The organism is Nocardioides korecus, from assembly GCF_054778395.1.
In genome coordinates this window covers 22536-48109 of sequence record NZ_BAAGZO010000010.1, presented here as the reverse complement: position 1 = coordinate 48109, position 25574 = coordinate 22536, and the positions used below count along the sequence as shown (strand labels likewise).

General features: G+C 71.0%; 25 protein-coding genes. 9 read left to right on the top strand and 16 right to left on the bottom strand.

Translation table 11 applies throughout. The features are described 5' to 3' along the window. Window positions 1-69: 69 nt before the first annotated feature. From ACYVDA_RS18175 to ACYVDA_RS18160, 4 genes are read right to left on the bottom strand one after another with little or no spacing between them, the layout of a single operon-like run. Window positions 70-921, bottom strand: a complete 852-nt coding sequence (locus ACYVDA_RS18175) for a 3-hydroxyacyl-CoA dehydrogenase family protein (protein ID WP_460819890.1) — start codon at window positions 919-921, stop codon at window positions 70-72. Continuing rightward, entirely contained in the window at window positions 918-1934 is a 1017-nt protein-coding gene (locus tag ACYVDA_RS18170; RefSeq protein ID WP_460819889.1) for an ABC transporter permease, read from the bottom strand. The genes ACYVDA_RS18175 and ACYVDA_RS18170 overlap by 4 nt, the downstream gene beginning before the upstream one ends. Continuing rightward, window positions 1931-3562 carry a sugar ABC transporter ATP-binding protein gene (locus tag ACYVDA_RS18165; protein ID WP_460819888.1) on the bottom strand — a complete coding sequence of 544 codons (1632 nt, stop codon included), beginning with the start codon at window positions 3560-3562 and terminating at the stop codon, window positions 1931-1933. The genes ACYVDA_RS18170 and ACYVDA_RS18165 overlap by 4 nt, the downstream gene beginning before the upstream one ends. Further along, window positions 3559-4725, bottom strand: a complete 1167-nt coding sequence (locus ACYVDA_RS18160) for a sugar ABC transporter substrate-binding protein (RefSeq protein WP_460819887.1) — start codon at window positions 4723-4725, stop codon at window positions 3559-3561. Before ACYVDA_RS18160 ends, ACYVDA_RS18165 begins: the two co-directional genes overlap by 4 nt. 190 nt (window positions 4726-4915) lie before the next feature. Here ACYVDA_RS18160 and ACYVDA_RS18155 point away from each other — a divergent pair, with 190 nt between their 5' ends. Beyond that, window positions 4916-5602 (top strand): TetR/AcrR family transcriptional regulator, encoded by a 687-nt coding sequence (locus ACYVDA_RS18155; protein WP_460819886.1) that lies wholly within the window; start codon window positions 4916-4918, stop codon window positions 5600-5602. Continuing rightward, window positions 5599-6546, top strand: a complete 948-nt coding sequence (locus ACYVDA_RS18150) for an alpha/beta hydrolase (protein ID WP_460819884.1) — start codon at window positions 5599-5601, stop codon at window positions 6544-6546. The genes ACYVDA_RS18155 and ACYVDA_RS18150 overlap by 4 nt, the downstream gene beginning before the upstream one ends. A gap of 18 nt (window positions 6547-6564) precedes the next feature. On the opposite strand, the gene ACYVDA_RS18145 is transcribed toward ACYVDA_RS18150, so the two are convergent. After that, window positions 6565-8196, bottom strand: a complete 1632-nt coding sequence (locus ACYVDA_RS18145; RefSeq protein WP_460819883.1) for a flavin-containing monooxygenase — start codon at window positions 8194-8196, stop codon at window positions 6565-6567. A 98-nt stretch (window positions 8197-8294) separates the two neighbouring features. On the opposite strand from ACYVDA_RS18145, the gene fabG reads away from it, so the two are divergent. Together fabG and ACYVDA_RS18135 are read left to right on the top strand one after the other, a co-directional pair. Next, complete coding sequence (fabG, locus tag ACYVDA_RS18140; protein WP_460819882.1) at window positions 8295-9077, top strand: 3-oxoacyl-ACP reductase FabG; 783 nt, start codon at window positions 8295-8297, stop codon at window positions 9075-9077. Further along, a complete protein-coding gene (locus ACYVDA_RS18135) occupies window positions 9061-10614 on the top strand; it encodes an AMP-binding protein (protein WP_460819881.1) in 1554 nt (517 codons plus the stop codon). Before fabG ends, ACYVDA_RS18135 begins: the two co-directional genes overlap by 17 nt. Window positions 10615-10702: 88 nt before the next feature. On the opposite strand, the gene ACYVDA_RS18130 is transcribed toward ACYVDA_RS18135, so the two are convergent. The 10 genes from ACYVDA_RS18130 to ACYVDA_RS18085 all read right to left on the bottom strand — a co-directional run bounded on the left by ACYVDA_RS18130 (window position 10703) and on the right by ACYVDA_RS18085 (window position 19949). Then, the gene (locus ACYVDA_RS18130; RefSeq protein WP_460819880.1) at window positions 10703-11839 is read right to left on the bottom strand and encodes an NDMA-dependent alcohol dehydrogenase; all 1137 of its coding nucleotides are present in this window, start codon (window positions 11837-11839) and stop codon (window positions 10703-10705) included. Window positions 11840-11900: 61 nt separating this feature from the next. Then, window positions 11901-13382, bottom strand: a complete 1482-nt coding sequence (locus tag ACYVDA_RS18125; RefSeq protein WP_460819879.1) for an aldehyde dehydrogenase family protein — start codon at window positions 13380-13382, stop codon at window positions 11901-11903. A gap of 204 nt (window positions 13383-13586) precedes the next feature. After that, on the bottom strand, window positions 13587-14267 hold the full coding sequence (locus tag ACYVDA_RS18120) for a TetR/AcrR family transcriptional regulator (RefSeq protein WP_460819878.1): 681 nt from the start codon (window positions 14265-14267) through the stop codon (window positions 13587-13589). Window positions 14268-14292: 25 nt separating this feature from the next. Continuing rightward, on the bottom strand, window positions 14293-15246 hold the full coding sequence (locus ACYVDA_RS18115; RefSeq protein WP_460819877.1) for an MBL fold metallo-hydrolase: 954 nt from the start codon (window positions 15244-15246) through the stop codon (window positions 14293-14295). Window positions 15247-15256: 10 nt separating this feature from the next. Further along, window positions 15257-16447: a lipid-transfer protein gene (locus tag ACYVDA_RS18110; protein ID WP_460819876.1), complete on the bottom strand. Its 1191-nt coding sequence runs from the start codon at window positions 16445-16447 to the stop codon at window positions 15257-15259. Then, window positions 16444-16902: a Zn-ribbon domain-containing OB-fold protein gene (locus ACYVDA_RS18105; RefSeq protein WP_460819875.1), complete on the bottom strand. Its 459-nt coding sequence runs from the start codon at window positions 16900-16902 to the stop codon at window positions 16444-16446. Before ACYVDA_RS18105 ends, ACYVDA_RS18110 begins: the two co-directional genes overlap by 4 nt. Beyond that, window positions 16899-17444 (bottom strand): MaoC family dehydratase, encoded by a 546-nt coding sequence (locus tag ACYVDA_RS18100; RefSeq protein ID WP_460819874.1) that lies wholly within the window; start codon window positions 17442-17444, stop codon window positions 16899-16901. Before ACYVDA_RS18100 ends, ACYVDA_RS18105 begins: the two co-directional genes overlap by 4 nt. After that, the gene (locus ACYVDA_RS18095) at window positions 17437-17895 is read right to left on the bottom strand and encodes a MaoC family dehydratase (RefSeq protein WP_460819873.1); all 459 of its coding nucleotides are present in this window, start codon (window positions 17893-17895) and stop codon (window positions 17437-17439) included. Before ACYVDA_RS18095 ends, ACYVDA_RS18100 begins: the two co-directional genes overlap by 8 nt. 29 nt (window positions 17896-17924) lie before the next feature. Continuing rightward, on the bottom strand, window positions 17925-19643 hold the full coding sequence (locus ACYVDA_RS18090; RefSeq protein WP_460819871.1) for an AMP-binding protein: 1719 nt from the start codon (window positions 19641-19643) through the stop codon (window positions 17925-17927). 111 nt (window positions 19644-19754) lie between these two features. Beyond that, window positions 19755-19949 carry a hypothetical protein gene (locus ACYVDA_RS18085; protein WP_460819870.1) on the bottom strand — a complete coding sequence of 65 codons (195 nt, stop codon included), beginning with the start codon at window positions 19947-19949 and terminating at the stop codon, window positions 19755-19757. Window positions 19950-20138: 189 nt separating this feature from the next. On the opposite strand from ACYVDA_RS18085, the gene ACYVDA_RS18080 reads away from it, so the two are divergent. From ACYVDA_RS18080 to ACYVDA_RS18070, 3 genes are all read left to right on the top strand, one after another. Beyond that, entirely contained in the window at window positions 20139-20459 is a 321-nt protein-coding gene (locus tag ACYVDA_RS18080) for an IS3 family transposase (RefSeq protein ID WP_460819978.1), read from the top strand. A gap of 57 nt (window positions 20460-20516) precedes the next feature. Further along, window positions 20517-20702, top strand: coding sequence for a hypothetical protein (locus tag ACYVDA_RS18075; protein ID WP_460819869.1), 186 nt, complete (start codon window positions 20517-20519; stop codon window positions 20700-20702). Window positions 20703-21645: 943 nt separating this feature from the next. Beyond that, window positions 21646-22326 (top strand): phosphatase PAP2 family protein, encoded by a 681-nt coding sequence (locus ACYVDA_RS18070; protein ID WP_460819868.1) that lies wholly within the window; start codon window positions 21646-21648, stop codon window positions 22324-22326. An 814-nt stretch (window positions 22327-23140) separates the two neighbouring features. Here ACYVDA_RS18070 and ACYVDA_RS18065 read toward each other — a convergent pair. Then, on the bottom strand, window positions 23141-23299 hold the full coding sequence (locus ACYVDA_RS18065) for a hypothetical protein (protein WP_460819867.1): 159 nt from the start codon (window positions 23297-23299) through the stop codon (window positions 23141-23143). Window positions 23300-23394: 95 nt separating this feature from the next. On the opposite strand from ACYVDA_RS18065, the gene ACYVDA_RS18060 reads away from it, so the two are divergent. Beyond that, window positions 23395-24072 (top strand): response regulator transcription factor, encoded by a 678-nt coding sequence (locus ACYVDA_RS18060; RefSeq protein ID WP_460819977.1) that lies wholly within the window; start codon window positions 23395-23397, stop codon window positions 24070-24072. Between the two features lie 17 nt (window positions 24073-24089). Beyond that, window positions 24090-25445, top strand: a complete 1356-nt coding sequence (locus ACYVDA_RS18055; RefSeq protein ID WP_460819866.1) for a sensor histidine kinase — start codon at window positions 24090-24092, stop codon at window positions 25443-25445. Window positions 25446-25574 lie beyond the last annotated feature (129 nt).

The following is a 25574-nucleotide window of genomic DNA, read 5'->3' as shown; positions in this document are numbered from 1 at the left end:
CAGCAAGGTTAGGACAGCAATGTCAACAGACACGTTGACGAAGGTCAAGGGGACGGTGGGGCGACCTCATCAGGACTCGGGCCACTCGAAGAAGCCGTGCCCGGACTTCTTGCCCAGGCGGCCCTGCTCAACCAGGTTGGCGAGCAGCTGCGGGGCGGCGAACCGCTCCCCCAGGCTGACCTCGAGCTGCCGGCTGATGTCGAGGCGCACATCGAGCCCCACGATGTCGCTCAGCGTCAGCGGGCCGACGGGGTGGCGGTAGGCGAGGCGTACGGCGCGGTCGATGTCCTCAGCGGAGGCGACCCCCTCCTCGACCATGCGCATGGACTCCATCGCCAGGATCAGGTCGAGCCGGCTCGTGGCGAACCCCGGGGAGTCGTTGACCACCGCGCTCTGCTTGCCGATGGTCGCGACCAGCTCGAGCGCAGACGCCAGGGTCTCCTCGGAGGTGGCGGACCCCCGCACGACCTCGACCAGCGCGAGCGACCACACCGGGTTGAAGAAGTGCAGGCCGAGGAACGCCTCCGGGCGCTCCAGCGGGGCGGCCAGCGCGTCGATCGACATCGAGGAGGTGTTGGAGGCCAGCAGCCTCGGCGCTCGCGCCTCGATCGTGGCCAGCACCGCATGCTTGACGTCGGCCCGCTCCGGCACGCTCTCCACGACCACGTCCAGACCGGTCGGCAGGGCGTCCAGGCCGCCGACCACGGTCAGGGCGGACCGCGCCGCTGCGGCGGAGGCCTCGTCGAGCTTGCCGCGCTGGATGCCGTTGGCGAGGGCGTCCTCGATCTCGGTCAGCAGCGCGTCGGCCCGGCCGGGGTCGGGCTCGACGACGGTGGTCTCCACAGCGGCGACGGCCATCACGTAGGCGATGCCGACCCCCATGGTGCCGCCACCGACGACGGCTCCGCGCAGCTGGGTCACGAACGGTCAGAGCTCGCGACCAGCACCGAGCTGGCGGGCTCGCGGAGTAGCTTGCGACGGGCCTTCTCCTCCGCGGCGCGCTGGCGTCCGAGAGCGACCGCAACAGCGGCGATCAGCGCCCCGCCGCTGAACATCGGGTCGAGCCACTGGGCGTTGGTGGCGAGCTGCAGACCCTTGACCCCGGTCGCTAGCACGAAGATCGACAGCACGGTGCCCCACACGTTGAAGCGCCCCGGGATGATCTGGGTCGAGCCGAGGAAGACCGCCGCGAAGGCGGGCAAGAGCAGCGAGGCGCCGTACGTCAGCGAGGGGCCGGCGAGCGAGGCGTAGATCGCGCCGGTCAGGCCCGCGATCGTGCCGGAGGCCAGCAGCGCCAGGAACGTGTAACGGTCGACCCGGGCCCCGGACAGCCGCGCAGCCTCGGGGCTGCTGCCGATGGCGTAGAGGTAGCGGCCCGCGGGAGTGTGCCGCAGCACCCACCACATCAGCACGGCCAGGCCGATCATGTAGAAGACCACGATCTGGAAGCCAAAGATCGTGGACTGTGTGAAGGCTGTCCACGACGCGTTGATTGGCGGAAGCGGCTGGAGGTTGTTGGTGATGATGATCTGGAAGGCCACGATCACCGACGACGAGCCGAGGGTGGCGATGAACGAGCTGACCTTGAGCCGCACCACCACGAAGCCGTTGATCGCGCCGATCACCGCGCCGAGCACGGTGCAGATTGCGACCGCGAGTGGCCAGGCGACGCCGTCGTTGACCATCATCACCGCCGAGACGGTGCTGATGTTGGCGGTGGCGCCGACCGAGAGGTCGAAGGCTCCGCAGGTGAGGGGCACGACGACGGCCAGCGCCAGCATGGCCGCGATCGAGCGGTCGGCGGCGATGGAGTACACGGTGGCCATCGTCGGGAAGTAGGTCGGTTGCCACACGGTGAAGACGATGATCAGGACGGCCCACAGGTAGAGGCCGCTGAAGCGTTCGAGGCCGAGGCCCCGCGGGAGGCGGATCATGATAGGTCTCCTTCGTGGGCGGTGGACGCGGCAGCGGAGGCATCGTCGGGGGTGGGATCGGCGACCGCGTGGATCCCGAGCGAGGCGCGGGTCAGGGCGTGCGGGGTGATCTGGTCGCCGACGAGCTCGGCAGCGACCTCGCCGAGGCGCATCACCACGACCCGGTCGCACACCGCGACCAGCTCCTCGGTGTCGCTGGAGCTGACCAGGACCGCGGCACCCTCGACGGCAGCCGCGAAGAGGGCCGCGTGCAGCTCGGCCTTGGCGCCGACGTCGACGCCCTGAGTGGGCTCGTCGAGCAGGAACAGCACGGGGGTGCGCTCGAACCACTTGCCGTAGACGATCTTCTGCTGGTTGCCACCGCTGAAGGTCGACATGGCCTGGTCGACCCCGGTGCGGGGGCGCACGTCGAGGCGCTCGAACCAGGTGGTGGCCAGCTCCACCTCACGGCCCTTGCGCAGGTGCGGCCATCGCCAGAGCCTGCGCAGGCTGCCGAAGGCGATGTTCTCCCGGGCAGGCAGGTCGACGAAGCAGCCCTCGGTCTTGCGCTCGGCCGGCACGTAGGCGACGCCGGCGGCCATCGCCAGGTCGGGGCGACCCGGGCGCAGGACCTCGCCCTGCACCGTGACGGTGCCGCGGTCCCGCCCGCGGGCGCCGAAGACGGTGCCGACGAGCGACTCGCGGCCCGACCCCGTGATGCCGGCGATCCCGACGATCTCACCGGGGCGCACGGTCAGGTCGACTTCGTGCACCGAGTGCGAGGAGACCCTGGTCAGCTGCAGGACGGGCTCGGCGTGGGGGTCGACCCGAGACGCCGGACGCTCCTGGTTCTCCAGGTCCGTGCCGAGCAGGTGGTGCAGCAGCGACTCACGCGTCAGGTCGGCGATCGGCTGCGTCGTCACGCGCTGGCCGTCGCGCAGCACCGTGGCGGTGGTCGCGACGTCGAAGACCTCGTCGAGCCGGTGGGTCACGTAGAGGACGCCGATGCCGCGGGCCGAGACCCGGCGCACGATCGCCAGCAGCGATTCGACCTCACCCTCGGGCAGTCGGGCAGTGGGTTCGTCGAGGACGAGCAGGTGCACCGGGCTCGAGGGGTCCTCGAGCAGGGCGCGCGCCACGGCGATGCCGGTCTTCTCCGCCGGCGAGAGGCCGGCGACCATCCGGTCGGGGTCGAGGTCGACCCCCACCCCCTCGAGCGCCGCCCGGGCCCGCTTGCGTGCGGCCCGGTCGCTGATCGTGCCGAACCGGGTCGGGAAGCCGGCACCGAAGGCCAGGTTGTCGCTGATCGAGCAGCCCTCGACCAAGCCGAGTTCCTGGTGGACGAACCGGGCTCCCAGGGCGTACGACGACGCCGGTTGGCCGGGCACCAGCTCCACACCGGCGATCTGGATGCTGGCGCCCGGGTCGGGCTTGTGGAAGCCCGACAAGGTCTTGATCAGGGTCGACTTGCCCGACCCGTTCTCCCCGAGCAGGGCATGGACCTCCCCCGCGGCGATCCGCAGGTCGACCTCGCGCAGCGCGTGCCCACCCACGAACGTCTTGGTGAGTCCGCCGATCTGCAGCGACGGCGCGGCGTGGACGGTCTCCGCGATGGCCGCAGGTGCCGCGGAGGAGGCCCCGATGCTCACTTGCCCCACAGCGCCTTGAACTGGTCGCGGTAGTCCTTGGGGTAGCCCAGGCCTGCCGCGGACGGCGTACCGACGTTGTCCTTCACGGTGATCATCTGGACGCGACCACCGTCACCGGCGGGCACGTTGGTCTTGGTCATCGTGCGGGCGATGATGTCGACCGCGGTCCAGCCGTACTGGTCCTCCGCGGTGGCGCTGACCGCCGCGAGGCTGCCGCTGACGATGCCCTGCAGGCTGTTGATGTCCGGCGAGCCGCCGACGATCTTGACCCCGGTGATGCCGGCCGCCTTCATCGCGCTGGGCAGGCCGGCGGCGAGGAACGCGGTGTCGGTCGACACGATGTACTTGATCTTCGGGTCCTTCTGCAGCTCGGAGATCACCGAGGGCACGATGCCGTTGGTGGCCAGCTGGGCCGGGGCGTTGTCGAGCGTGGCCATGGTGCAGGCGCTGCAGCTCTTGGGGAACTCCTTCTTGAATCCGTCGCCGTAGGCCTTCAGCACCGCGAAGGCCGGCACGTCCTGGACGAGCACGTGGGCGGTGGCGGCCGAGTCGGCGGTGACCCAATCGGCCATGGCCGCACCGGAGGCGGAGTAGTCGAGCTGGCTGGCCGAGCCCTGAGTGACCGGGCCACCTGGCTTGGTGTCGCCGACCGCGACGGGGGTGATGATGACGCCGGCTTTCTGAAAGTCCGGCACCAGCGGGTCCCACAGCGCCTGGCTGAAACCGATGGGCGCCACCGCGAACGGGTTGTAGGTCAACGCCTCCTTCATCGCCGAGGTCAGCGTTGCGCCGTCGGTAGTCTTGTAGGCCAACTCCTTGGTCTTCCAACCGATGGCCTTGGCGGCCTCGAGCGTGCCGTTGGCGATCGTCGTGCACTGGGGAAGCTCGCAGGTGATCACCACCAGCGGCTTGTCCGAGGCGAAGTTGCCGGAGATCCTGCCGGTCTGGTTGATCTTAGTCGGCGGCTGCAGCAGCGGCTCGACCTTCTTCTTCGCCGCGGCGACCTCACCCTCGGCTGCGGAGCCGGCCTTGGCGGTCGCGGCACCCGACGGCGAGCTGCTGGAGCTGGAGGGGCTGGTGCAGGCGGTCAGCGGGAGCAGCAGCAGCGCCCCGGCCGTCAGCAGGGTTCCAGCGCGGCGTTGGTGTGCCTGGCGGTGTCTCATTCGTGGTCCCTTCACGAGCCCCGAGCGCGTGCGGGGCGCCCTGGCGGCGCCCCCTGTGGTCGGCATCACACCACCTCTACAGGGGGGTGTCAACTACTGTGTTGACAGAATCTACGTACGCGTTGACAACGCTCCTCCCATCCTCAACGGATCTGTTGACGACGGCATCCACGACGCCTAGGTTCGGCACGTGGACGGACCGTCGGAGCAGCCAGCGTCGGAGCCCGATCCCGATGACAGCGGCATCGGTCGCCGGCGTGTCGCGGCGCGGGACGGCGGGAAGCGCGGCTACAGCCTGCGCCGGGTCGAGATCGTCAGGGCCGCGGCCGAGGTCTTCAAGGCCCGGGGCTACCAGGGCACCTCGCTGGCCGACATCGCCGAGGCGGTGGGCACCGAGCGGGCGAGCCTCTACTACTACGTCAGCAGCAAGGAGGAGCTCCTCGACGAGGTCGTGACCGACGTCGTCAAGGACAACCTCGTCGTCGCTGAGTCCATCCGCGACGGCTCCGGCCGCGCCCCGGAGAAGCTCCGCGAGCTGGTCACCCGACTGATGGCGTCCTACGCCGACCACTACCCGTTCCTCTACGTCTACCTCCAGGAGAACCTCGCGCACGTCGCGGACTCGCGGCGTGCGTGGGCCACCGAGATGCGCAAGGTCAACCGGCGCTGGGAGGAGGCTGTGACCGCGATCGTGCAGCAGGGCATGGACGAGGGGTCGCTACGCCTCTCCCCCGACGCCCGCGTCACGGCGTACGGGCTGATCGGGATGGTCAGCTGGACCAGCCGGTGGTTCAACCCCTCGCGCTCCACCGTCGACGCCGCCGAGATCGGCGAGACCTACGCCCGCCTGCTGCTCGACGGGCTGGAAGTGCGGTGACAACCCCGGTCCCCCACCCCGACGTCGCGGCGCTGGTGGCCCAGTTCGCCGAGCTCGGGGTCCCGACCTACGACCAGGTCGGCGTGCTGCACGCCCGGGCGCTCTGCGACGGCGTGACCCGCCTCCAGCGACCGCCCACCGAGGTGGCCGACGTGCACGACGTGCTGCTGCCCGGCGACGCCGGCCTGCTGCCCGCCCGGGTCTACCACCCTCACCCCGGCGAGGCGCGCACCGTCGTGCTCTACCTGCACGGCGGCGGCTGGACGCTCGGCGGCATCAAGCCGGCCGACCGGCCGTGCCGGGCGCTGGCGGCGGCCAGCGGCTGCGTCGTGGTGTCGCTGGACTACCGCCGCGCCCCCGAGACCAAGTTCCCCGGCCCACTGCTGGACTGCCTCGCCGCGGCGCGGGCTCTGGCCACCGACCCGGGCCTGGTCGGCGGGGCCTGGGGCGGGCTGGTGCTGCTGGGCGACAGCGCCGGCGGCAACCTCGCCGCCGCGACCGCGCTGGAACTGCGGGCCGACCCTGCGGACGTCCGGGCCCAGGTGCTGCTCTATCCCAGCCTGCTGCCCGCCCGTGGCACGCCGTACGCCTCCTACGTGCGGCAGGCCGACGGTCCGCTGATGAGCGCGCGGGAGATGGTCTGGTTCTGGGACCACTACCTGCGCACCGCCGACGACGCCCGCGACCCCCGGGCGGCACCGCTGCTCGCCGAGGACCTCACCGGGCTGCCACCGACGACGATCGTGACCGCCGAGCTCGACCCGCTGCGCGACGAGGCCCTGGCGTACGCCGAGCGGCTGGCGACCAGCGGAGTTCCGGTGACGACCACGACGTACGCCGGCGCCGCCCACGGTTTCTGGTGGATGGACGCGGTGATGACCCAGGCCGCCGAGTTGACCGCCCAGCTGGCCCGCGTAGTGGCCGAGAGCCCCTCCCGGACCTGAGCCCGGGCCAGGCGGAGGCTAGGCGGAGGCCCGGTCGCGGGCCGGGGTGAGCTCGAAACCGGAGTAGCCCTCGGCGACGACCTTCTCGAGGATGCGGCGGTAGCCGCGCACCCCGCCGGAGTAGGGCATGAAGACGTGCGGCTTGCCCGCCACCTCGTCGCCCATGTAGTAGCTCGAGGCCTTCGGGTAGAGCGTCTCCTGGGCGCGCTCGTTCACGTGCGCGACCCAGGCCTGCTCGGCCTCCTCGGTGGCCTCGGCGACCTCCAGGCCGGAGGCGTGCAGGTGCTCGAGCAGCGCGGCGATCCAGTCGACGTGCTGCTCGGTGGAGAGCAGTACGTTGCTGAGCAGCGACGGGCTGCCGGGGCCGGCGATGACGAAGAGGTTGGGGAACCCGTGGACGGCGAGGCCGAGCTGGGTGACCGGGCCGGCTGACCACTTCTCGCGCAGCGTCACGCCGTCGCGACCGGTGATCTCTGGGCGCAGCAGGGACCCGGTCAGGGCGTCGAAGCCGGTGGCGAAGACGACGACGTCCAGCTCGTGCTCGACGCCCCCGACGGTGCGGATGCCGGTCGGCGTCATCGCCTCGAGCGGGTCCTCGCGGATGTCGGCGAGGGTGACGTCGTCGCGGTTGAAGGTCTCGAAGTAGCCGCTGTCGACCGAGGGCCGCTTGGCCGCGAACGGGAAGTCGTGCGGGAGCAGCTTTTCGCGCAGCGCCGGGTCGTTGATCTTGGCGGCGATCTTCTCGCGGATGAAGTCGGCCGCGGTGTCGTTGGCCGCCTGGTCGCGCAGGATGTCGTAGTAGACCAGGGCGAAGCCGAAGCCGGCCGAGGTCCAGAACTCCTCGTAGCGCGCGCGCCGCTCCTCCTCGCTCACCTCCAGGGCCGAGGTGCGGCTGATCGGCACCGCACCCAGGCCGCTGGGCGAGTTGCGCGAGGCCTCCCGGCGCTCGGCGTACGTCGCCTTGACCTCGGCGTCGCGCTCGTCGGTGATCGGGCCGTTGGTCGCTGGCACGCTGAAGTTCGGGGTGCGCTGGAAGACGGTCAGGTGCGCGGCCTCCTCGGCCACGATCGGGATCAGCTGCATCCCCGACGACCCGGTGCCGATCACGCCCACGCGCTTGCCGGCCAAGTCAGCGCCCTCGCGGGGCCACTTCGCGGTCAGCAGCACCTCGCCGGTGAACTGCTCTTGGCCGGGCAGCGAGGGCACCTTCGTCGTCGACAGCTGGCCGGTGGCCATCACCAGGTAGCGGGCGGTCCACGTCGCGCCGGCGGCGGTGCGTACCTCCCAGCGGGTCTCGCCCTCGCGCCAGGTGGCCGCGACGACCTCCTGGCCGAGGTGCACGTCGCGGCGGAGGTCGAAGCGGTCGGCCACGTGGTGGATGTAGCGCAGGATCTCGGGCTGGGTGGCGTAGCGCTCGCTCCAGCGCCACTCCTGCTCCAGCTCGGGGGAGAACGAGTAGGAGTAGTCGTAGCTCTCGACGTCGCAGCGGGCACCGGGGTAGCGGTTCCACTGCCACACGCCACCGATGTCGTCGCCCGCCTCGAGCACGGCGACCTGCAGACCCTGCCCACGGAACGTGTGCAGCGCGCGGAGCCCGGCGAACCCTGCCCCGACCACGACGACGTCGACCTCGACAGCCCTGTCCACCACGTTGGTCTCCTCGATCGTCGCTGCGGCACGTGCGGCCGGTCGGCCCGACCCCGACGTTAGTCATCGCTCCAGGCAGAGTCAACATGTATGTTGACAGCATGGAAACGCACACGGCTGCACCCCCGCCCCCCACCCGACGCGTCGCGATCGTGACGGGCGGCGCCCGCGGCATCGGGGCCGCCATCGCGCTGCGCCTGGCCCAGGACGGCCATGATCTCGCTCTCGTCGACCTCGACGAGGCGGCCTGCGCCGAGACCGTCGCGGCCGTCGAGGCGACCGGCGCCCGTGCCCTTGTAATGGGCGCCGACGTCAGCGACGAGGCCGCCGTGGTGGCCGCCGTCGCTCGGATCGTCGACCAGCTCGGCCCGCCTGCCGTGCTGGTAAACAACGCCGGGGTGCTCCGCAACGGCCTCGCGTTCAAGATGACGCTGGAGGACTGGGACACCGTCGTGGACGTCAACCTGCGCTCGGCCTTCCTGATGAGCCGCGAGGTCCAGCGCCACATGACCCCGCACAGCTGGGGCCGGATCGTCAACCTCTCCTCGATCGCGGCGCTCGGCACCGTCGGGCAGGCGAACTACTCCGCCGCCAAGGCCGGCCTGCAGGGGCTGACCAAGACGCTGGCGCTCGAGCTGGGCAGGTACGGCATCACCGTGAACGCGGTCGCCCCCGGCTTCACCGTCACCGAGATGACCCGGGCGCTGGCCGAGCGGGCCGGCATGGCCTTCGAGGACCTCGTCGCCGAGCGGGTCGCCGAGATCCCCGTCGACCGCGCGGGCCGCCCCGAGGACGTCGCGAACGCCGTCGCCTTCTTCGCCGACGAGCGCTCGGGCTTTGTCAGCGGGCAGGTGCTCTACGTGGCGGGTGGTCCCCACGGCTGAGGGCCTGGCTGACCTGCTTCTGCGGGCCGCCGCGGCGCACCCCGACAGTCCGGCCGTGGTCGAGGGTGGCACTACGTTGACATACCGCGACCTGCTCGACCGTGCCGAGGTCTTCGCCGGCACCCTGGTCGCCCTGGGCGTCAGGCCCGGCGACCGGGTGACCGCCCAGCTGCCGACGTGGTGGGAGACGCCGGTCGTCCTGTTCGGCTGCGCGCTGGCCGGCGCTGTCTGCAACCCGGTCGTGCCGATCTACCGCGAGCACGAGGTCGGCTTCATCGTCGGTCAGGCCCGACCGCGGGTGCTGGTCGTGCCCGGCACCGTGCGCGGCCACGACCACCTCGCAATGGCCCGCGGGGTGGCCGCCGCGGCGGAGGCCGGGGGCGAGGAGCCGCCCGCACTGGTCGTCGTGCGCCCGGACGGGGCGGTGCCCGAGGGCGTCACCGACTTCGCGGCCCCTGCTCCGCCCGGGCGGGTCGTCCTCCCCGCTCCCGCCGGCGGCGACGAGGTCGCGGTGCTGCTCTACACCTCGGGCTCGACGGCCGAACCCAAGGGCGTCCTGCACAGCCACCGCACGCTGCTCCACGAGGCCCGTCAGGTCGCCGGGGTCTGCCGGCTCGGTCCCGAGGACCGGGTCTTCATGGCCTCGCCGCTGACGCACGTCACCGGCCTGGCCTTCGGAGCCGTGCTGCCCGTGGACCTGGCCCTGACCTCGGTGCTGCTCGACCGGTGGGAGCCCGCCCGTGCTGTCGACCTGGTCGAGGCGCACGGCTGCACCTTCACCGTCAGCGCGACCACGTTCCTGCTCGGCCTCACCCGCGAGCACGAGGCCCGCGGGACGACGTCGTCGCTGCGGGTCTTCGTCTGCGGCGGTGCCGAGATCGGCCCCGAGCTGGTGCGTCGCTCCACCCGGGTCCTGGGCGCGCGGGTGGTCCGCTGCTACGGCTCCACGGAGATGCCCACCTTCAGCATCGGCGACCCGTACGGCGACCCCGACGACGCGGCCGAGACCGACGGCGCGCCGGTGCCGCTGTCGTCGTGGCGCACCCACGACGAGACCGGCGAGCTGCTGGTCGCCGGCGCCGAGCTGTTCCTGGGCTACCTCGACGCCCGGCTGGACGCCGACGCCTTCACCGAGGACGGCTTCTTCCGCACCGGCGACGTCGTGACGATCGACGACCGCGGAGCCCGGGTGGTCGGCCGCACGAAGGACATCATCATCCGTGGCGGGGAGAACCTCTCCGCGATCGAGATCGAGGACCACCTGGCCCAGCACCCCGACGTCCTCGACGTCGCGGTCGTGGCGGTGCCCGACGAGGTCCTGGGTGAGCGGGCGTGCGCCTACGTCGTGCCGGCCGCCGAAGCGGTGCCCGATCTGGACGGGCTGCGGGACTTCCTCACCCGCCGAGGGCTAGCCGTGCAGAAGACGCCCGAGCGGCTCGAGCTCGTCGAGGCGCTGCCCCGGACCCCGAGCGGCAAGGTGCAGAAGTTCAAGCTCCGCGAGGCGGCGGCCGGCTCGCCAGGCACACCGCGTTCCTGAGGCGGACCCGGCTGACGTGGTGGCGGCCCGCCCCGTCCCCGACGTGGGGGAGGAAGCGGGCCGCTGCTGTGGGCTGATGCCCCGAGGCTCAGTAGTCGGAGTCGCCGTACATCACGACGCCGCGGATGTTCTTGCCCGCGTTCATGTCGGCGTACCCCTGGTTGATGTCCTCCAGGGCGTACGTCGTGGTGATCAGCTCGTCGAGCTTGAGCTCGCCCTCCTGGTACAGGCGGAGCAGGTTGGGGATGTCGAAGCGGGGGTTGCCGCTGCCGAAGATCGCGCCCTGGAGCCGCTTCTCGAGCAGGGTGAGCTCGAAGAGGCTGAGCTTCACGTCGTTCTCGATCATCGAGCCCATGCCGGTGACGACGCCGGTGCCGCCCTTGCCGACCAGGCTCAGCATCTGCTGGATGTGCTCGCCCTCGATGCGGCCCACGGCGATGACGGCCTTCTCGGCCATCCGGCCCCGGGTCAGGTCGACCATCGGCTCCATCGCCTCGGCCATGGAGGAGAAGGTGTGCGTGGCGCCGAGCTCCATCGCCTTCTCGCGCTTCATCTCGACCGGGTCGATCGCGATCACGTGCTTGGCGCCCGCCATGCGGGCCCCCTGCACGGCGTTCATGCCGATGCCGCCGGTGCCGATGATGACGACGGTCTCGCCGGCGCGGACGTCGGCGGCGTACACCGAGGAGCCCCAGCCGGTGGTGACGCCGCAGCCCACGAGGGCGGCCTTGTCGAGGGGGATGTCGTCGTCGATCTTGATGGCCGAGGCCTCATGCACGGTGACGTACGGCGAGAACGTGCCGAGCAGGCACATCGGGGTCGCGCCCTGCCCGCGCACCTGGATCCGGTTGGTGCCGTCGGAGATCGCCTGGCCGGTGAGCAGGAAGGCGCCGAGGTCGCACAGGTTCTGGTGGCCGGTCGCGCACGAGGGGCACTGGCCGCACGAGGGGATGAACCCGAGGACGACGTGGTCGCCCTCCTTCAGGTGGTTGACGCCGGGGCCGACCTTGGTGACGATGCCGGCGCCCTCGTGGCCGCCGATGAACGGGTAGGCACCGGGCTCGACCATCGGGATGTCACCGATGCGGTTGTGCTCGTCGGAGTGGCACAGCCCCGAGGCGGCCAGGCGCACCTGCACCTCGTTGGCCACCGGGTCGCCGAGCTCCACCTCCTCGACCGACCAGTCCTCGTTGGCGCCCCAGAGCACTGCTGCTTTCGTCTTCACTGTCTACGTCCTCGTGATCGTGTGTGGTGTGGTGCGGGTCGTCCGAGAGGGTGGTGCTGGATCAGCGCTGGATCGCCTTGGTCTCGAGGAACTCCTCGATGCCGGCGGCACCGGCCTCGCGGCCCAGGCCGGACTGCTTGTAACCACCGAACGGGGCGGCGGGGTTGAACGCGCCGCCGTTGACCTCGATCTGGCCGGCGCGCAGCTGCTTGGCCACGCGCATCGCACGCTCGCTGTCGCCGGACCACACCGCGCCGGCCAGGCCGTAGTCGGTGTCGTTGGCGATCGAGACGGCCTCGGCCTCGTCTGCGTACGGCAGGATCGAGAGCACGGGGCCGAAGATCTCCTCGCGGGCGATCGTCATGTCGTTGGTGACGTCGCTGAAGATGGTCGGCGTGACGAAGTAGCCCGACTCGTGGTCGTTCTCCAGGCCGCCGATGACCAGGCGGGCGCCCTCGTCGATGCCCTTCTGGATGTAGCCGCGGACCTTCTCGTGCTGGGTGGCGTTGACCAGCGGGCCGAGAACCGAGCCCTCCTGCTCCCAGGTGCCGGTGACGTAGGTCGCCGCGACCCGCTTGGCGATCTCCTCGACCTCCGACAGCTTCTCGGCGGGAACGAGCATCCGGGTCAGGGCCGTGCAGGCCTGGCCGCAGTTGAGGTAGGCGTTGGCGATGCCGCCGGTAATGGCGGTCTCGAGGTCGGCGTCGTCGAGGATCACGTTGGCCGACTTGCCGCCGAGCTCGAGGGCGACCCGCTTGACGGTGCCGGCGGCGGTGGCGGCAATCTGCTTGCCGGCGCGCGTGGAGCCGGTGAACGAGATCATGTCGACATCGGGGTGGGCGACCAGGGCCTCGCCGATGTCGGGGCCGTTGCCGCTGACCAGGTTGAAGACGCCGGCGGGGAGGCCGATCTCGTCGAAGATCTCGGTGAGCGCGAACACCAGCAGCGGGGTGACCTCGGTGGGCTTGACCACGACGGTGCAGCCGGCGGCGAAGGCGGCCGCGACCTTGAGCGCCACCTGGTGCAGGGGGAAGTTCCAGGGGGTGATGCAGCCGACGACGCCGACGGGCTCGCGGACGATCAGCGAGTTGCCGACCTCGGTGCCCTCGAAGTCGAAGGAGGTGGCCAGGTCGGCGTAGTAGCCGAAGTTAAAGATCGGCAGGCCGAGCTGCACGGCCTTGACCGCCTCGAGCGGGGCGCCGATGTCGCGCGACCCGAGCTCGGCGAGGTCGTCCATGCGGGCGACCAGCGCCTCGGAGGTCTTCGAGAGGTACGCCGCACGCTCGGCAGCGGGCAGCGCGGACCAGGCGGGGAAGGCGGCCCGGGCAGCGGCGACGGCCTTGTCCACGTCGGAGGTGGAGCCAGCGGCCACCTCGGCGATGACCTGCTCGGTCGTGGGGCTGCGGACCTCGATGCGGCCGTCACCCTCGGAGGGGACCCAGGCGCCGTCGACGTAGATCGACGTGGCGTCGACGACCTCGCCGGACCGGAGGCCGGACAGCATCGCTTCGAGGGTGGGGACGGTGACGGTGCTCTGCGACATGCGGGCGTCCTTCGGGTTGGGCCAGGAGGCGGGTGGGGGCCGCGCCACCGTGGTGACGTGGCGCTCATCACAGCACCCCCTCTCCGCGTCCGTCAACCCTGGTGTTGACGATCTTCGGAGTATTCAGCCAGGGATCGCCTCTCGGTCTGCAGGCAGCCCGGAGGGACCCCTCGGTCGTGGTGACCGGGGGCATCCGCGCGGCGCTCAGGAAGGGCTGGTCAGCCCGTCGAGCAGCATGTCGGCGTAGGTGCGGCCAATGACGGCCGCGTCGGCCCGGCTCTTGGCGGGGTCGAACCAGCGGTTGGTCCAGCCGACCGCGCCGATGATGCCGTAGGCCACCACCCACGCCGGGCCGACCTCGCGCAGCGAGCCGTCGTCGTACCCCTGCTGGACGAGCGAGACCACGACGTCCTCGTAGCGGTGGTTGATGCTGCGCATCTCCGCCGCCCAGCCGGCCCGGCTCTCCTTGACGTGGCTGAGGTCCTCCTGGATGAAGACGTACAGGAACGGGTAGTAGGCAGCGTAGGAGAGCATCAGCTCCTCCACCACCAGCCGCAGCTTGTCGCCCGGACGTCCCTCGCCGTCGCGGATCTCCTCGGCCCGGGTGATGTTAATCGTCACCGCCTCGGTGACGGCCTCCTCGAACAGCTCGTCCTTGCTGGAGACGTAGTAGTAGAGGTTGGCGCGGTCGGTGCCGAGCTCCTCGGCGATGTCGGCCAGCCGGGTGCCCTTGTAGCCCTTGCGCTTGAAGACCCGCGCGGCCGCGTCGATGATCTCGCGCCGGCGCTCGAGGTAGGCGGGATTCGCCGTCTCGTTCTTCGCCGTCGCCCGACGCTTCCCGATGCCGCTGGTCGCCACCACTGCCTGCTCTCGCCCGTCGTCCACGTGCCTGACGCCCGAGAATCTACCGTCAGGCGTAGCAGCTCAGGGGCCGCCCGCCGTTGTAGGCGACCATGTCGGCGAGCGCGGTCGGGGCGTCGATGGTCACGCCCAGCTCGACGGGCTCGTCGGCGTCGGGGATCTCGGCGTAGGCCCGGTGCAGGTTGCCGACGAGGCGCTCGGGGTCGAGGAGCGCGGCGAACTCCCCCAGGTCGGTCTCGCGGGCCGCCTCCAGCGGCGTCAGCCCGGCCTCGCGACCCCGGCGAGCGACGTCCTGCACGAACCGGAGGTAGGACCCGACCGTGCCCAGCACCTCGGGCCCGCACACGGCGCCGTGGCCCGGCACGATCGTCTCGGCGCCCAGCGCCTCCAGGGTGTCGACGGCGACCAGGGCGCCGGCGATGGAGCCCTGCAGCAGGAACGGTGTGCCGCCGTTGAAGACCAGGTCGCCGCTGAACAGCAAGCGCCGCTCGGGCACCCACACGATCGAGTCGTTGGTGGTGTGCGCCGGCGTGCCGATATGGCTGACCTGGCACTCGAGGTCGTCGACGTAGAGCTTCACCCCGTCGGTGTAGGTCAGGAACGGCGGTGCCAGTTCGACGTCGCCCCAGTCGACGTGGTCCCAGTACGGCGTGTTGCGGGGCGGGCCCCAGTCCATCAGCGCCTGGCGCACGCCGTCGTGCCCCACGATCGTGGCGCCGGTGAACTGGTGGTTGCCGAAGGTGTGGTCGCCGTGGTGGTGGGTGTTGACCAGCGTGCGCACCGGCCGGTCGCTGACCTGCGCGATGGCCCGCCGGTAGGCGGCCGTGCGGTCGGCGGTGGAGCAGGAGTCGACGCTGACGATACCGGTGCGCCCGACCAGGAACCCGGTGTTGTTGATCCACCAGCTGCCGTCGGGCTGGACGTAGGCCCAGATCCCGTCACTGACCTCGGTGGCCGCCTCGGGCGGCGGCATCCTCCGGTCGGAGTGCGCGTGGCTGCTCATGGTCGCCTCGTCAGGCCTTCAGCACCACGGACGCACCGTTGGCCCCCAGGCCGAGCACAGCCGACTGGCCGACCCTGGCGCCGGGCACCTGGCGGCCCTGGGCCTCCTGGCGCAGCTGCCAGACCAGCTCGCAGACCTGCAGGACGCCCTGGGCGGTGGTGGCCTCGCCGAAGGAGAGGAAGCCGCCGCTCGGGTTGACCGGGAACGCCCCCTCGACACCGAAGTCGCCCTTCTCGATCAAGCGGTCGGACTCCCCCGGCTCGAGGAACCCGAGCTGCTCGGGCCAGGCGAGGACGTGCCAGGCCGAGTTGTCCGCCATCTCCAGCACGTCGACGTCCTTCGGACCGATGCCGGCCGTCTCCTGGGCGGCGCTGACGGCGCCGGCGACCTCGCTGGTGTGCGGCACCGACTCCCCCACGCTCATCGACACGGTGGGGATCCGGACCGCGGGGTCACCGAACTGTCCGGTGGCGACGGCCGAGCCGGCCACCTGCACCAACGGGCCGCCTCGGCGACGGGCCTGCTCCTCGGTGCCCAGGACGATCGCTGCGGCACCGTCGCTGACGGCACAGATCTCCAGCAGGTGGAGCGGATCGCTGACCGTGGGCGAGGCCAGCACGTCGGCCACCGTGATCGGCTTGCGGTAACGCGCGAGCGGGTTGGCCGTGGCGTGCTGGTGCATCACCACCGAGGCGAGTGCGAGGGTCTCGGCGGAGGTGCCGAAGTCGTGCATCCGGCGACGCGCCTCCAGGGCCCAGTACGCCGGGTTGGTCGCGCCGACCGCGACCCACCGCAGGAAGTCGGTGTCGGTGATGTCGTCGGGGATGCCGGGCGGCCGCGGGATGAACCCCTTCGGCATCCGCTCGGCGCCGAACGCGGCGATGACGTCGCACTCGCCGCTGGCCACCATCGAGGCCGCGGTGTGGATCGCGATGCCGCCTGCCGCGCACCCGCCGCCGACGTTGACGGCCGGGATGCCGGTCTCGGCGACCGACTGGAGCAGCTCGTTGGCGTGCAGGCCCCACCCCAGGCCGCCCTCGAACCGGGAGCTGGCCGCGACCAGGCCGCGCAGGTCGCGCCAAGCGAGGCCCGCGTCGCCGAGGGCGGCCGACATGGCCTCGATGGCCAGCTGGAGCTGGGGCTTGTCGGGGAATTTGCCCCACGGGTGGGCCCCGACGCCGAGCACATAAACAGGCCTCATCGGGCGGTCCCTTCGTCGCGCGCGTCGTCGGGCCCGTCGACGGGGGCGTACTTGTACGTCAGCACGGCGTCGCCTGCCTCGTCGTCGTACAACCGCTCGGCAACCAGGCGCAGCGGCGTGCCGATCTCAAGGGCGTCCAGCTCGAGGCCCGTGAGCATGGCCATCACCTTCAGACCCTCGTCGACCTCCACCAATCCGATGGCGTACGGCGCCCACGGCGACATCCGGAACAGCGCCGGGGGCTGGTAGTGCTGCACGGTGTAGCTGTGCAGGCAACCCCGCCGACCGAGCAGCACCCGGGTCACCGCGGTGGCGTCGCACGCGGGGTTGCGGCAGCCCAGGGCCTGGGGGAAGTAGTGCGAGCCGCAGGTCTCGCAGCGTGACCCGACGAGGGCGACGTCGTCACCGGCGACCTCGAACAGGCTATCGGCGACGTGGGTCGTTGAGGCGGTCACAGCGAGAGGATGTCGCGGGTCTCGGTGAGGTAGAGGGTGCCGCTGTCCACGTCGGTCACGGTGACCTGGTGGCGCACGTAGCGGCGCTGCCGCTTCACGAACTTCTCGGTCGCCCGGGTGGTGATCCGGACGGTGCTGCCGACCGGGATCGGTGCGATGATCTGACTGTCGTGGAAAGTGTGGATCGACCCGATGGCGAACGGCTTGGTGTGGTCGAACTGCACCGAGAGCACGAAGTGCGAGACCAGCATCGGCGGGACGATCGCGCCACCGAAGGGAGACTCCCCCGCGGTGGTCCACGTGTTCATGGTCCACCCCTCGTACCACGGGTTGAAGTCCTCGACCGCGTCGGCGTACAGCACCACGAGCTCGGCGGTCAGCGGAAGGTCGCGGGTCAGCTCGTCGCCCACCTCGACCATGTCCCAGTAGGTCTGCGACTTCTCGTTCAGCGCGTCGACGAAGGCGCGCGTCTGCTCGACTTGCACCGAGGTCATCGGACGCAGCGCGTCGGTGGCGACGGCGGGAGCGGCGGTCTCAGACATCGACGTCCGCCTCCATGGTGCCGACCGTGGTCGTCCGTCCGTCCTGGTTCTCGGCCCAGATGTCGATGGTGAACCGGAAGCCGTCGCCCTTCGGGGTCTTGTCGCTGACCCGGCCGTGGGTGGTGACTACGTCGCCGGCGTACGTCGAGGCGACGTACTTGCAGACCATCCGCGCGTCGCGGAAGTAGGCGGCCCCGAGGTAGTTGACGCACATCTCCGAGAGGTAGGCCGTGGTCATCTCGCCGGTCTGGATGGGGGCCCGCAGACCGGTCTCCGCGGCGTAGACGGGATCCCAGTGGTTGGGGTTGAACCGCCCCCACAGCCGCGAGCCCATCAGCTGGATGTGCGCCTGCTTCTTGACACCGACGAGCTCGAAGCCCACTTCGGTGTCACGCGTGATCCGGTCGTGGACCGGGGGTGCCCCGGCGGGCGGGGACTGAGTGCTCTGCATGGTGGGACCTTTCGTCGGGCTCGTGAGCGTCAGCTGTTCAGCCGGTTGAGGGCCAGTTGGGTGAGGAGGAACTTGCGCGGGCGGCCGCTGGCGGTGAGCGGGATCTCGTCAGCGTCGATGAACAGCACGTGCTTGGGCACCTTGAAGCGAGCCAGGCGCCCGGCGAGCGTGCCCAGGACCTCGTCGGCCTCGAGCGCCGTACCGGGGCGGCGCACGACGAATGCGACGCCGACCTCGCCCATCCGGGTGTCGGGCACGGGCACCACTAGGGCCTGAGCCACGGCCGGATGGCGCAGCAACACGTCCTCGACGTCGCTCGGGACGACCTGCTCGCCGCCGCACCGGTAGCAGTCCTTGAGCCGGCCGACGAGGTGGACGTAGTCCTCCTCGTCGATCATGCCGAGGTCCCCGGTGCGCAGCCACCCGTCGTCGGTGAACGCCGCGGCCGTGGCCCCCGGCTTCTCCCAGTAGCCAGGTGTCACCCCGAGGCCGCGGGCCTGCAGCTCACCGGCCACACCCCGACCGAGGTCGCGCCCGGTATCGGGGTCGACGGCTCGGTAGACCACCAGGCGTCCGGCGAGCGCGGGGTCACCGGCCACGCCGACGTCGCGCAGCCGGCCGTTGGTCGTGCGGCGCTTCTCGGGGCCGTCGTCAGGCCGGGTGACGGTCGATGAGGCCGTGGTCTCAGACATACCGTAGCCGGTCGTGACCTCATCGCAGCCGAGCTCCTCGTCGATGCGGTCCCACAGCCCCGGTGGCGTGGCAGTGCCCGAGGACAGCAGCGAGGCCAGCGACCCGAGGTCGGCCCCCCGCTCCCGCTGAGCGTCCATCACGGCCTGGGTCATCAACGGGATCGCGAGCATGTCGGTGGCCCGGTGGCGCTCGATCGCCTCGAGCGAGGCCGCGGGCGAGAAGACGAGGTGCGGGATGATCGCGCCCCCCACGAGCAGGGCCGGGAGCAGGCCCTCGACGTAGCCGAAGACGTGGTACATCGGCATCGCGAAGTGGATGCGGCGGCCGTCCTCGAAGCCCCGCCCGTAGGCCGCGCCGTACGCCGTGCGCAGCAGCATGTCGTGCGTCAGCTGCACCCCCTTCGGCCCGCCGGTCGTGCCGGAGGTGTAGAGGATGTCGGCCGTCGAGCCGGGGTCGACCTCGGGCAGCTCGACGTCCTCGGGAGCGTCGGTCTCAAGCCGGGCCAGGGTGAACGACTCGGCCCGGTCGGTGCTGCCCCCGTTCTCGAAGACCACGACCTGCCGCAGGTCGGGCAGCGCCGCGCCCCCGCCGTCGGTGGCCCAGCCGGGAGCGATCTCGTCCAGCATCGCGAGGTAGTCGAGGTCGCGGTGCCGCGCCATCACGACCAGCACCGAGGTGCGCGACTGGGCCAGGACGTAGGCCAGCTCGTCACCGCGGTTGAGGAAGTTGATCGGCACCGCAGTCGCGCCGGTGCGCGAGATCGCCAGCTTGCAGGCCACGAACTCGGGGTAGTTCGCCATGTCGAGGCCCACCCGGTCACCCGGGCGCACCCCGCGCCCCACCAGGCCGCGGGCCAGGCGCAACGACCACTGCCGGACGTCCTCGTAGGTGTAGGTGCGCTCGTCGGTGATGACGTAGGGCCGCGCGCCCCAGAGCTCCGCCGCGGCGTCGAACGCGCCGTGCAGCGTCGTGGGCACCCAGGCGGGGTGGCGCGCCTCGAGTGCGGCCCGACGCTCGGCGAGTGGAGCGAGACGGGGTCCGCCGGCGTACGTCATGACGACCCTCCCGACACATTGGTCCAGACCGGGGCGGTGAGTCGCCCTTGTCCTCGCCGGAGGCTAGCCGCGGCGCTACGCGTGTGTCAACGATCATGTTGACAACCGTCGTCACTCTCCGCTCGGCTGCAGGCGCTCCTCGAACCACGAGGTCGCGCCGGCGACGACCTCGGTGCGATTGGTCTCGTTGAACATCTCGTGCCGGGCGTCAGGGTGGGCCACGACGGTCACATCGGTGAGGCCGGCCTCGGTGTAGCGGCGCACCGCCTCGTCGACCGGCGCCATGCCCCCGTCGACGGGGTCCATCGAGCCGACGACGATCTAGACCGGCAGGTCGTGGTGCATACCGGCGACCATGATCGAGTCGGCCAGCTGGCGGGCCGCCAGGAACATCGCCCGCCCGCCGGCGACGTCGAGGCCAGCCGCGGCGAGGGTCGGCAATGTAGGCGTCGACCTGCGCCTCGTCGCGACTGAGCGAGTCGAAGTCGGTGCCGGATCTGGCGGACCCGGGACCTGCTGCGCTCGGCGAGCTTTGACTACGTCGAGGGCTTCTACAACACCAGCCGGATCAAAGCCCCGCTCGGATACCGTTCACCCGCACAGTTCAAACAAGAGTCAATCGCCCAAGACAGCGTGTCCACCAGACCGGGGCAAGTCCACACCCCGGCGAGGGCGCCTTGGGTCGCGACGGCATCCCGTTCCGGGCCGACGACCGGGTACCGGACCACCAGTAGGCCTTGGACGAGGTGTACGCCGGGAACCGGCTGGACCGCAGCCACATCGCCCGACGCGCGAACCTGCTGTGGGGCACCCTGACGGAGGCTAAAGCCGCCAACAGCGACCTCGTTCTACTTCCCGAACATCACCCCCCAGATGGACTTCTCCAACCAGTCACGCCAGAGCGACAAGCTGCCCGTCCCCACCGGGTCTGCGGCCGAATCGTGGGGACTCCTCGAGAACGCGGTCTTGGCCTTCGAGGGGCTCGACGACCGGCGCATCAGCATCCTCGGCGGCTCGGTGCTGGCGAAGGACGACCGGGTCTGCTGCACCAATCGGTGACACCTCGGCCTGGGCCACTAGGTCGACGACGGCAAGAATGGTCAGCCCCTGTGCGATTGGGCGACGTCCAAGATCCCGGGCATGGCGAGAGCTGGCACAGGACCCCGAGCCTGCACGCCGTTCGAGTTTACGACTCGCATGCCCTCGTGCTTCGGCGAAAATGTCCGGGCGTCCCTGCGTTCATAATGACCCCGGGTCAAGTGCGAAGACTTGGTTTTGCAGACCCCCACACACAGGGCGAAATCAGACAATCACCGATCCAGTTGTGGTCCCAAATTGGTCCCACACCCAACGTCGCTGCCATCTGCCGAGTGGCAGAGCAAGCGCCGAGTCACCTTCGCTGACCTGCACCAACTAGTCCCGGCGCAGCGAGCAGCTGAGTCGGACCGCTGCCCAAGACCCCTTGACCCGGCGGGCCCAAGTCAAGTTAGACATTTCGGGCCGCCCGGTGGGCATCCTGGAGACGGACAGGCCCCTGACCTGCGGAAACAGGTCAGGGGCTCTCGGTCGGGCTGACAGGATTTGAACCTGCGACCCCTTGACCCCCAGGTCGGCGGGACATCACCGGCAGCGCAGATCCGGGTCTCCACGCACGGTCCAGGTCGCCCTAGACACGTCTGGTCTCGCCTATCCCGCTTGGTCTCGGTCCCATGTTGGTCCCACGTTCGCGCCGTGGGGCCAGCGCACCCGGTTGCTGGGGATAGCAGCGGTCGACAGTGGTCATCCACGGTGCACCCCGAAACGTGTCGACGCGGCTCAGGTGTCACCGATTTGGCAGCAGACCCAATCGCAATGGACCGGGTCTCGGCGGGTAAGGCGGGCGACGGTCTACCTTCACGGTGTCTTAACGCTGGCCTCCCTACGGTGAGGCTCTCGCCGCACCCGGCGGGTCCACACCACGCTCGTCCGGCACGTGCTGGACAGGTGACGAGGAGGCGCAAAGATGACGCACGGCACAGCCCAGGTTGTCTGGGCAGGACTCAACGACCACTGGTTCCGGCTTGTCAACGCAGTCACCCGCGACACCCCGTGGCTCCACGCTCCAGCAACATCGTTCGCCAAGTACGGGGTGATCCTGTTCGCAGGGCTCCTCGCGGCCTCGTGGCTGCTGGCCCGACGCGACGGCCCACTCCCCCGCGTCGCCGCCGCGTTGTGGGCCCCGATCGGAGCCCTGATCGCCCTCGGCCTCAACCAGATCGTGGGGGCTGCGGTCGCCGAGCCCCGCCCGTACGCCGTTCTGTCCCACGTCGAGGTCCTGGTGAGCCGCACGACGGACTTCTCCTTCCCCAGCGACCACGCCGTCATGGCCGGGGCTGCGGCGGCCGGCGTGATGTTGGCCCACCGGCGCCTGGGCGTCGCGACCACCGCGCTCGCGCTGCTGATGGCGGCCACCCGTGTCTACGTCGGGGCACACTTCCCGCTCGACGTGGTGGCCGGCTTGCTCCTGGGTGCCGCCGTGACCGCCGGCACCTGGCTGATCATCCGACCTCTGGTCGTCCCGGCCGTAGAGATGATGGCGCGCACGCCGCTGCGACCGCTCGTGGCCGGGGCACCGGTCCCCACGCGACCGGACACGGCTCCTGCCCAACACCGATCGGGCGAACACGCGGGTTCCCTGCGATGACCGGCCTGCTCGACCAGTTCCTCCTGACGCCGACCTGGGTGTTGCCCGCGGTGGTGCTCGCCCTACCGGCTCCATAGACCTCGGCGTTCCTGGGGTTCGTCTTCCCGGGTGAGACCGCGCTCCTGCTGGGCGCGGTCGCGGTCGGGATGGGCCACCTGCCCTAGCTGGCGGTGATCGCGGCGGGCATCGCATCACCGGGGCGGTCCCGGGCGACGCGGCCCGGGTACTGGGTCGGTCGCCGGTCGGGCGCCGGGTCCTGGACTCGACCCTGGGTCGCATCGTGCCCTCGCATTACCTCGCGCGTGCCGAGGACCCGTTGCGTCACCGAGGTGTCACTGCGGTGCTCCTGGGGCGGTTCACCGCTGCTCTGCACGTCAATGGTGCCCGGTCTCGCCGGCATGTCCGGGATGGCCCCGAAGCGGTTCCTGGCTGCCAGCGTGACCGGCGGTGCGGTCTTGGCGACCCTCGTGGCCGCGATCGGGCTCGTCGCCGGGGACAGCTGGCACACCGTGGAGGGATGCGAAGTTCCGGCGCCCCCCTCCGCCCGCGGCCGACAACGGAGGTGCCCTGTGGAAACGTGCCGGCCATGCGGCAGTGCGCAAAGGCCGGACTTACGTCCGACGACGCCAGAGCGCGGGCCGCCGACGCCCGGCGGATTAACGGAGGGGCCACCGGCGTTTCTCTGGGCGCCTGCGGGTTGGCATCGACGCTGCTTTCTCGAAGTTTGGGGAGCTGTCCGCGACGGGCAGTACGACACTGAGTGAGTCGCGTGCAGGTTCGCCGCCCAGGACCCGCGTCAACGTCTCGCCTCACTTCAGAGCCACCCTCGGTGGCTACTGTCGAGGGCGGTGAAAGTGAGCGTGATCTCGGGTGCGGCGAGGCGGCGGCGGTACAGCCAGCCCACCAGCAGCAGCATCGAGACGACGTCGGCGCCGAGACGGCCGGCGACGTGGAGGAGGTCGGAGGCGCTCACGCCCAGAAAGGTTGGAAACCTGAGGTGTCAGGAAGGTGAACTACCGCGTCACGCAGACGACAGGTCCTCCCCTTAGCGTGGGGGACGTGCACGTGATGGTGGTCGACGACGAGGTCCGGATGGTGGAGCTGGTGACCAGCTTTCTCACCGAGGCCGGCTTCACCACAACCGCCTGCCACGACGGGCACGCCGCCCTCGAGGCGGCGGCCGCGGGTGGGGCCGACGTGATGGTCCTCGACCTGAACCTGCCCGGCGTCCCGGGCCTGGAGGTCTGCCGCACCCTGCGCGCACGCGGCGACGACCTGCCGGTGCTGATGCTGACCGCCCGAGGTGCGGTCGCCGAACGGGTGGCCGGGTTCGAGGCCGGTGCCGACGACTACGTGGTCAAGCCGTTCGCCCTGGAGGAGCTGGTGGCCCGCGTGCGGGCGATCGGGCGACGTCGCGAGGCTGCGGCGGGGGCCGAGCCGCACCGCCTGGGGGTCGGGGACGTGGTGCTTGACCCCGACGAGCAGCGGGTGTGGGTGCGCGGTGTCGAGACCCCGTTGACCCGGCGTGAGTTCGCGATCCTGGCCGAGCTGCTCCAGGTGCCCGGTCACGTGGTCTCGCGTCAGCGCCTCTTCGACGCGGTCTGGGACGGCGAGACCGACATCCGCAGCAACGCGATCGAGGTCCACATGTCGCGCCTGCGAGCCCGGTTGGAGGGCTCGCGCGACGTGGTCATCACGACCCTGCGAGGCTCCGGCTACCGCATCGAGACGCGGCCGGCCGGGTGAAACCCTGGGGGCGGCTGGTGGGTGACCGGCCGATCGTCGCCCGACTGGTGCTCAAGGTCGCCCTGGCGATGGCGGCCGTCCTGGTGCTGACCTCGGGGTTCGTGTTCTGGCGGGTGCAGTTCGCGCTGGACCGGCAGCTCGACCAGGACCTCGCCGCGTGGCGCGGGATCGCAGTCCCGGCCGTCCGGGCGGGGTCCATGCCGCCCCGGGACACCCCGGGGCAGACCGTCCAGGTCTACGAGACCACCGGCCGTCTCGTCGGCGGCAACCGGGACCTGCGGCCCCTGCTGACCCCGGCGCAGGTGCGCGAGGCCCGGGCCGAGGGTGGGTCGCGCCTGGACCTCGGGCGGCTGCTGCCCGCGCCGGCCCACCGCGACTTCCGGGTCCAGGTCGACCCAGTGTCGACCCCGGACGGCCCCCGGGTGGTGGTCTCCGCGATCAGCCGCAGCAAGCACGACGAGGCCCTGCGCGAGCTGCTGCTCCAGCTCCTCATCGCCGACCTCGCGACCCTGGCAGGCGCCTCCCTGGTCGGCTACCGGACCGCCCGCTCGGCCCTCGACCCCGTGGAGCGCTACCGCCGCGCCGCCTCGCGCGCCGGCGCCGAGGAGGTCGGACGCCTGCCCGTCGCCACCGACCGCGACGACGAGCTCACTCGTCTCGGCCACACCTTCAACGACCTGCTCACCCGGATCGAGGCCGGCGCGGACCGGGAGCGGCAGTTCCTGGCTGACGCCTCCCACGAGCTCCGCACCCCGCTGGCCCTGATGAGCACCGAGCTTCAGTGGATCCGCCACCGGCCCCGCAGCGCCGAGCAGACCGCGACGGTCCTGGCCTCGCTGCAACGCCAGGTCGATCGGTTGGTCGGTCTGTCCGACACCCTGCTCGAGCTGGAGGAGCTGCGCGCCGGCGGTGGGCTCAACCCCGAGCCGGTGGCCCTGCGCGAACTGGTCGAGGACGCCGTACGCGATAGCCTGCCGCCCGGCACCGAGGTCGACTGCGCCGATGTCCCCGACATCGTGGTCCAGCTCGACCGCCGTTGGTGCTCAATCGCGCTCGGCAACCTGCTGGTCAACGCTCTGCGCCACGGCGCAGCCCCGATCACCGTCTCTGCGACCTACGACGCCCCGCGGCTCCGGGTGCTCGTCCGCGACTCCGGGGCAGGATTTCCTGACGCCTTCCGCGAGTCTGCCTTCAACCGGTTCAGCCGCGCCGAGCAGAGCCGGACCACCCCCGGTTCGGGGCTGGGCCTGCATCTGGCGCGCAGCATCGCGCTCAGCCACGGCGGGGGCGCGGAAATTCTCGCCGGGCCCGGGGGCGCGGTCGCACTCGACCTGACCACACCGCAGCCACCGACACGACCTCCAGACTTCTAAGGGCCAGCACTCAGCCGCGTCACTGCCGGCACCTGCGAGCCAGAACGGATGCTGATCGGAGCTGAAGACCCGCGCCGAGCCCGACGCGCCCTGAGGGTCTCGCTGGGTGCCGAACGGCTACTGGTCGCA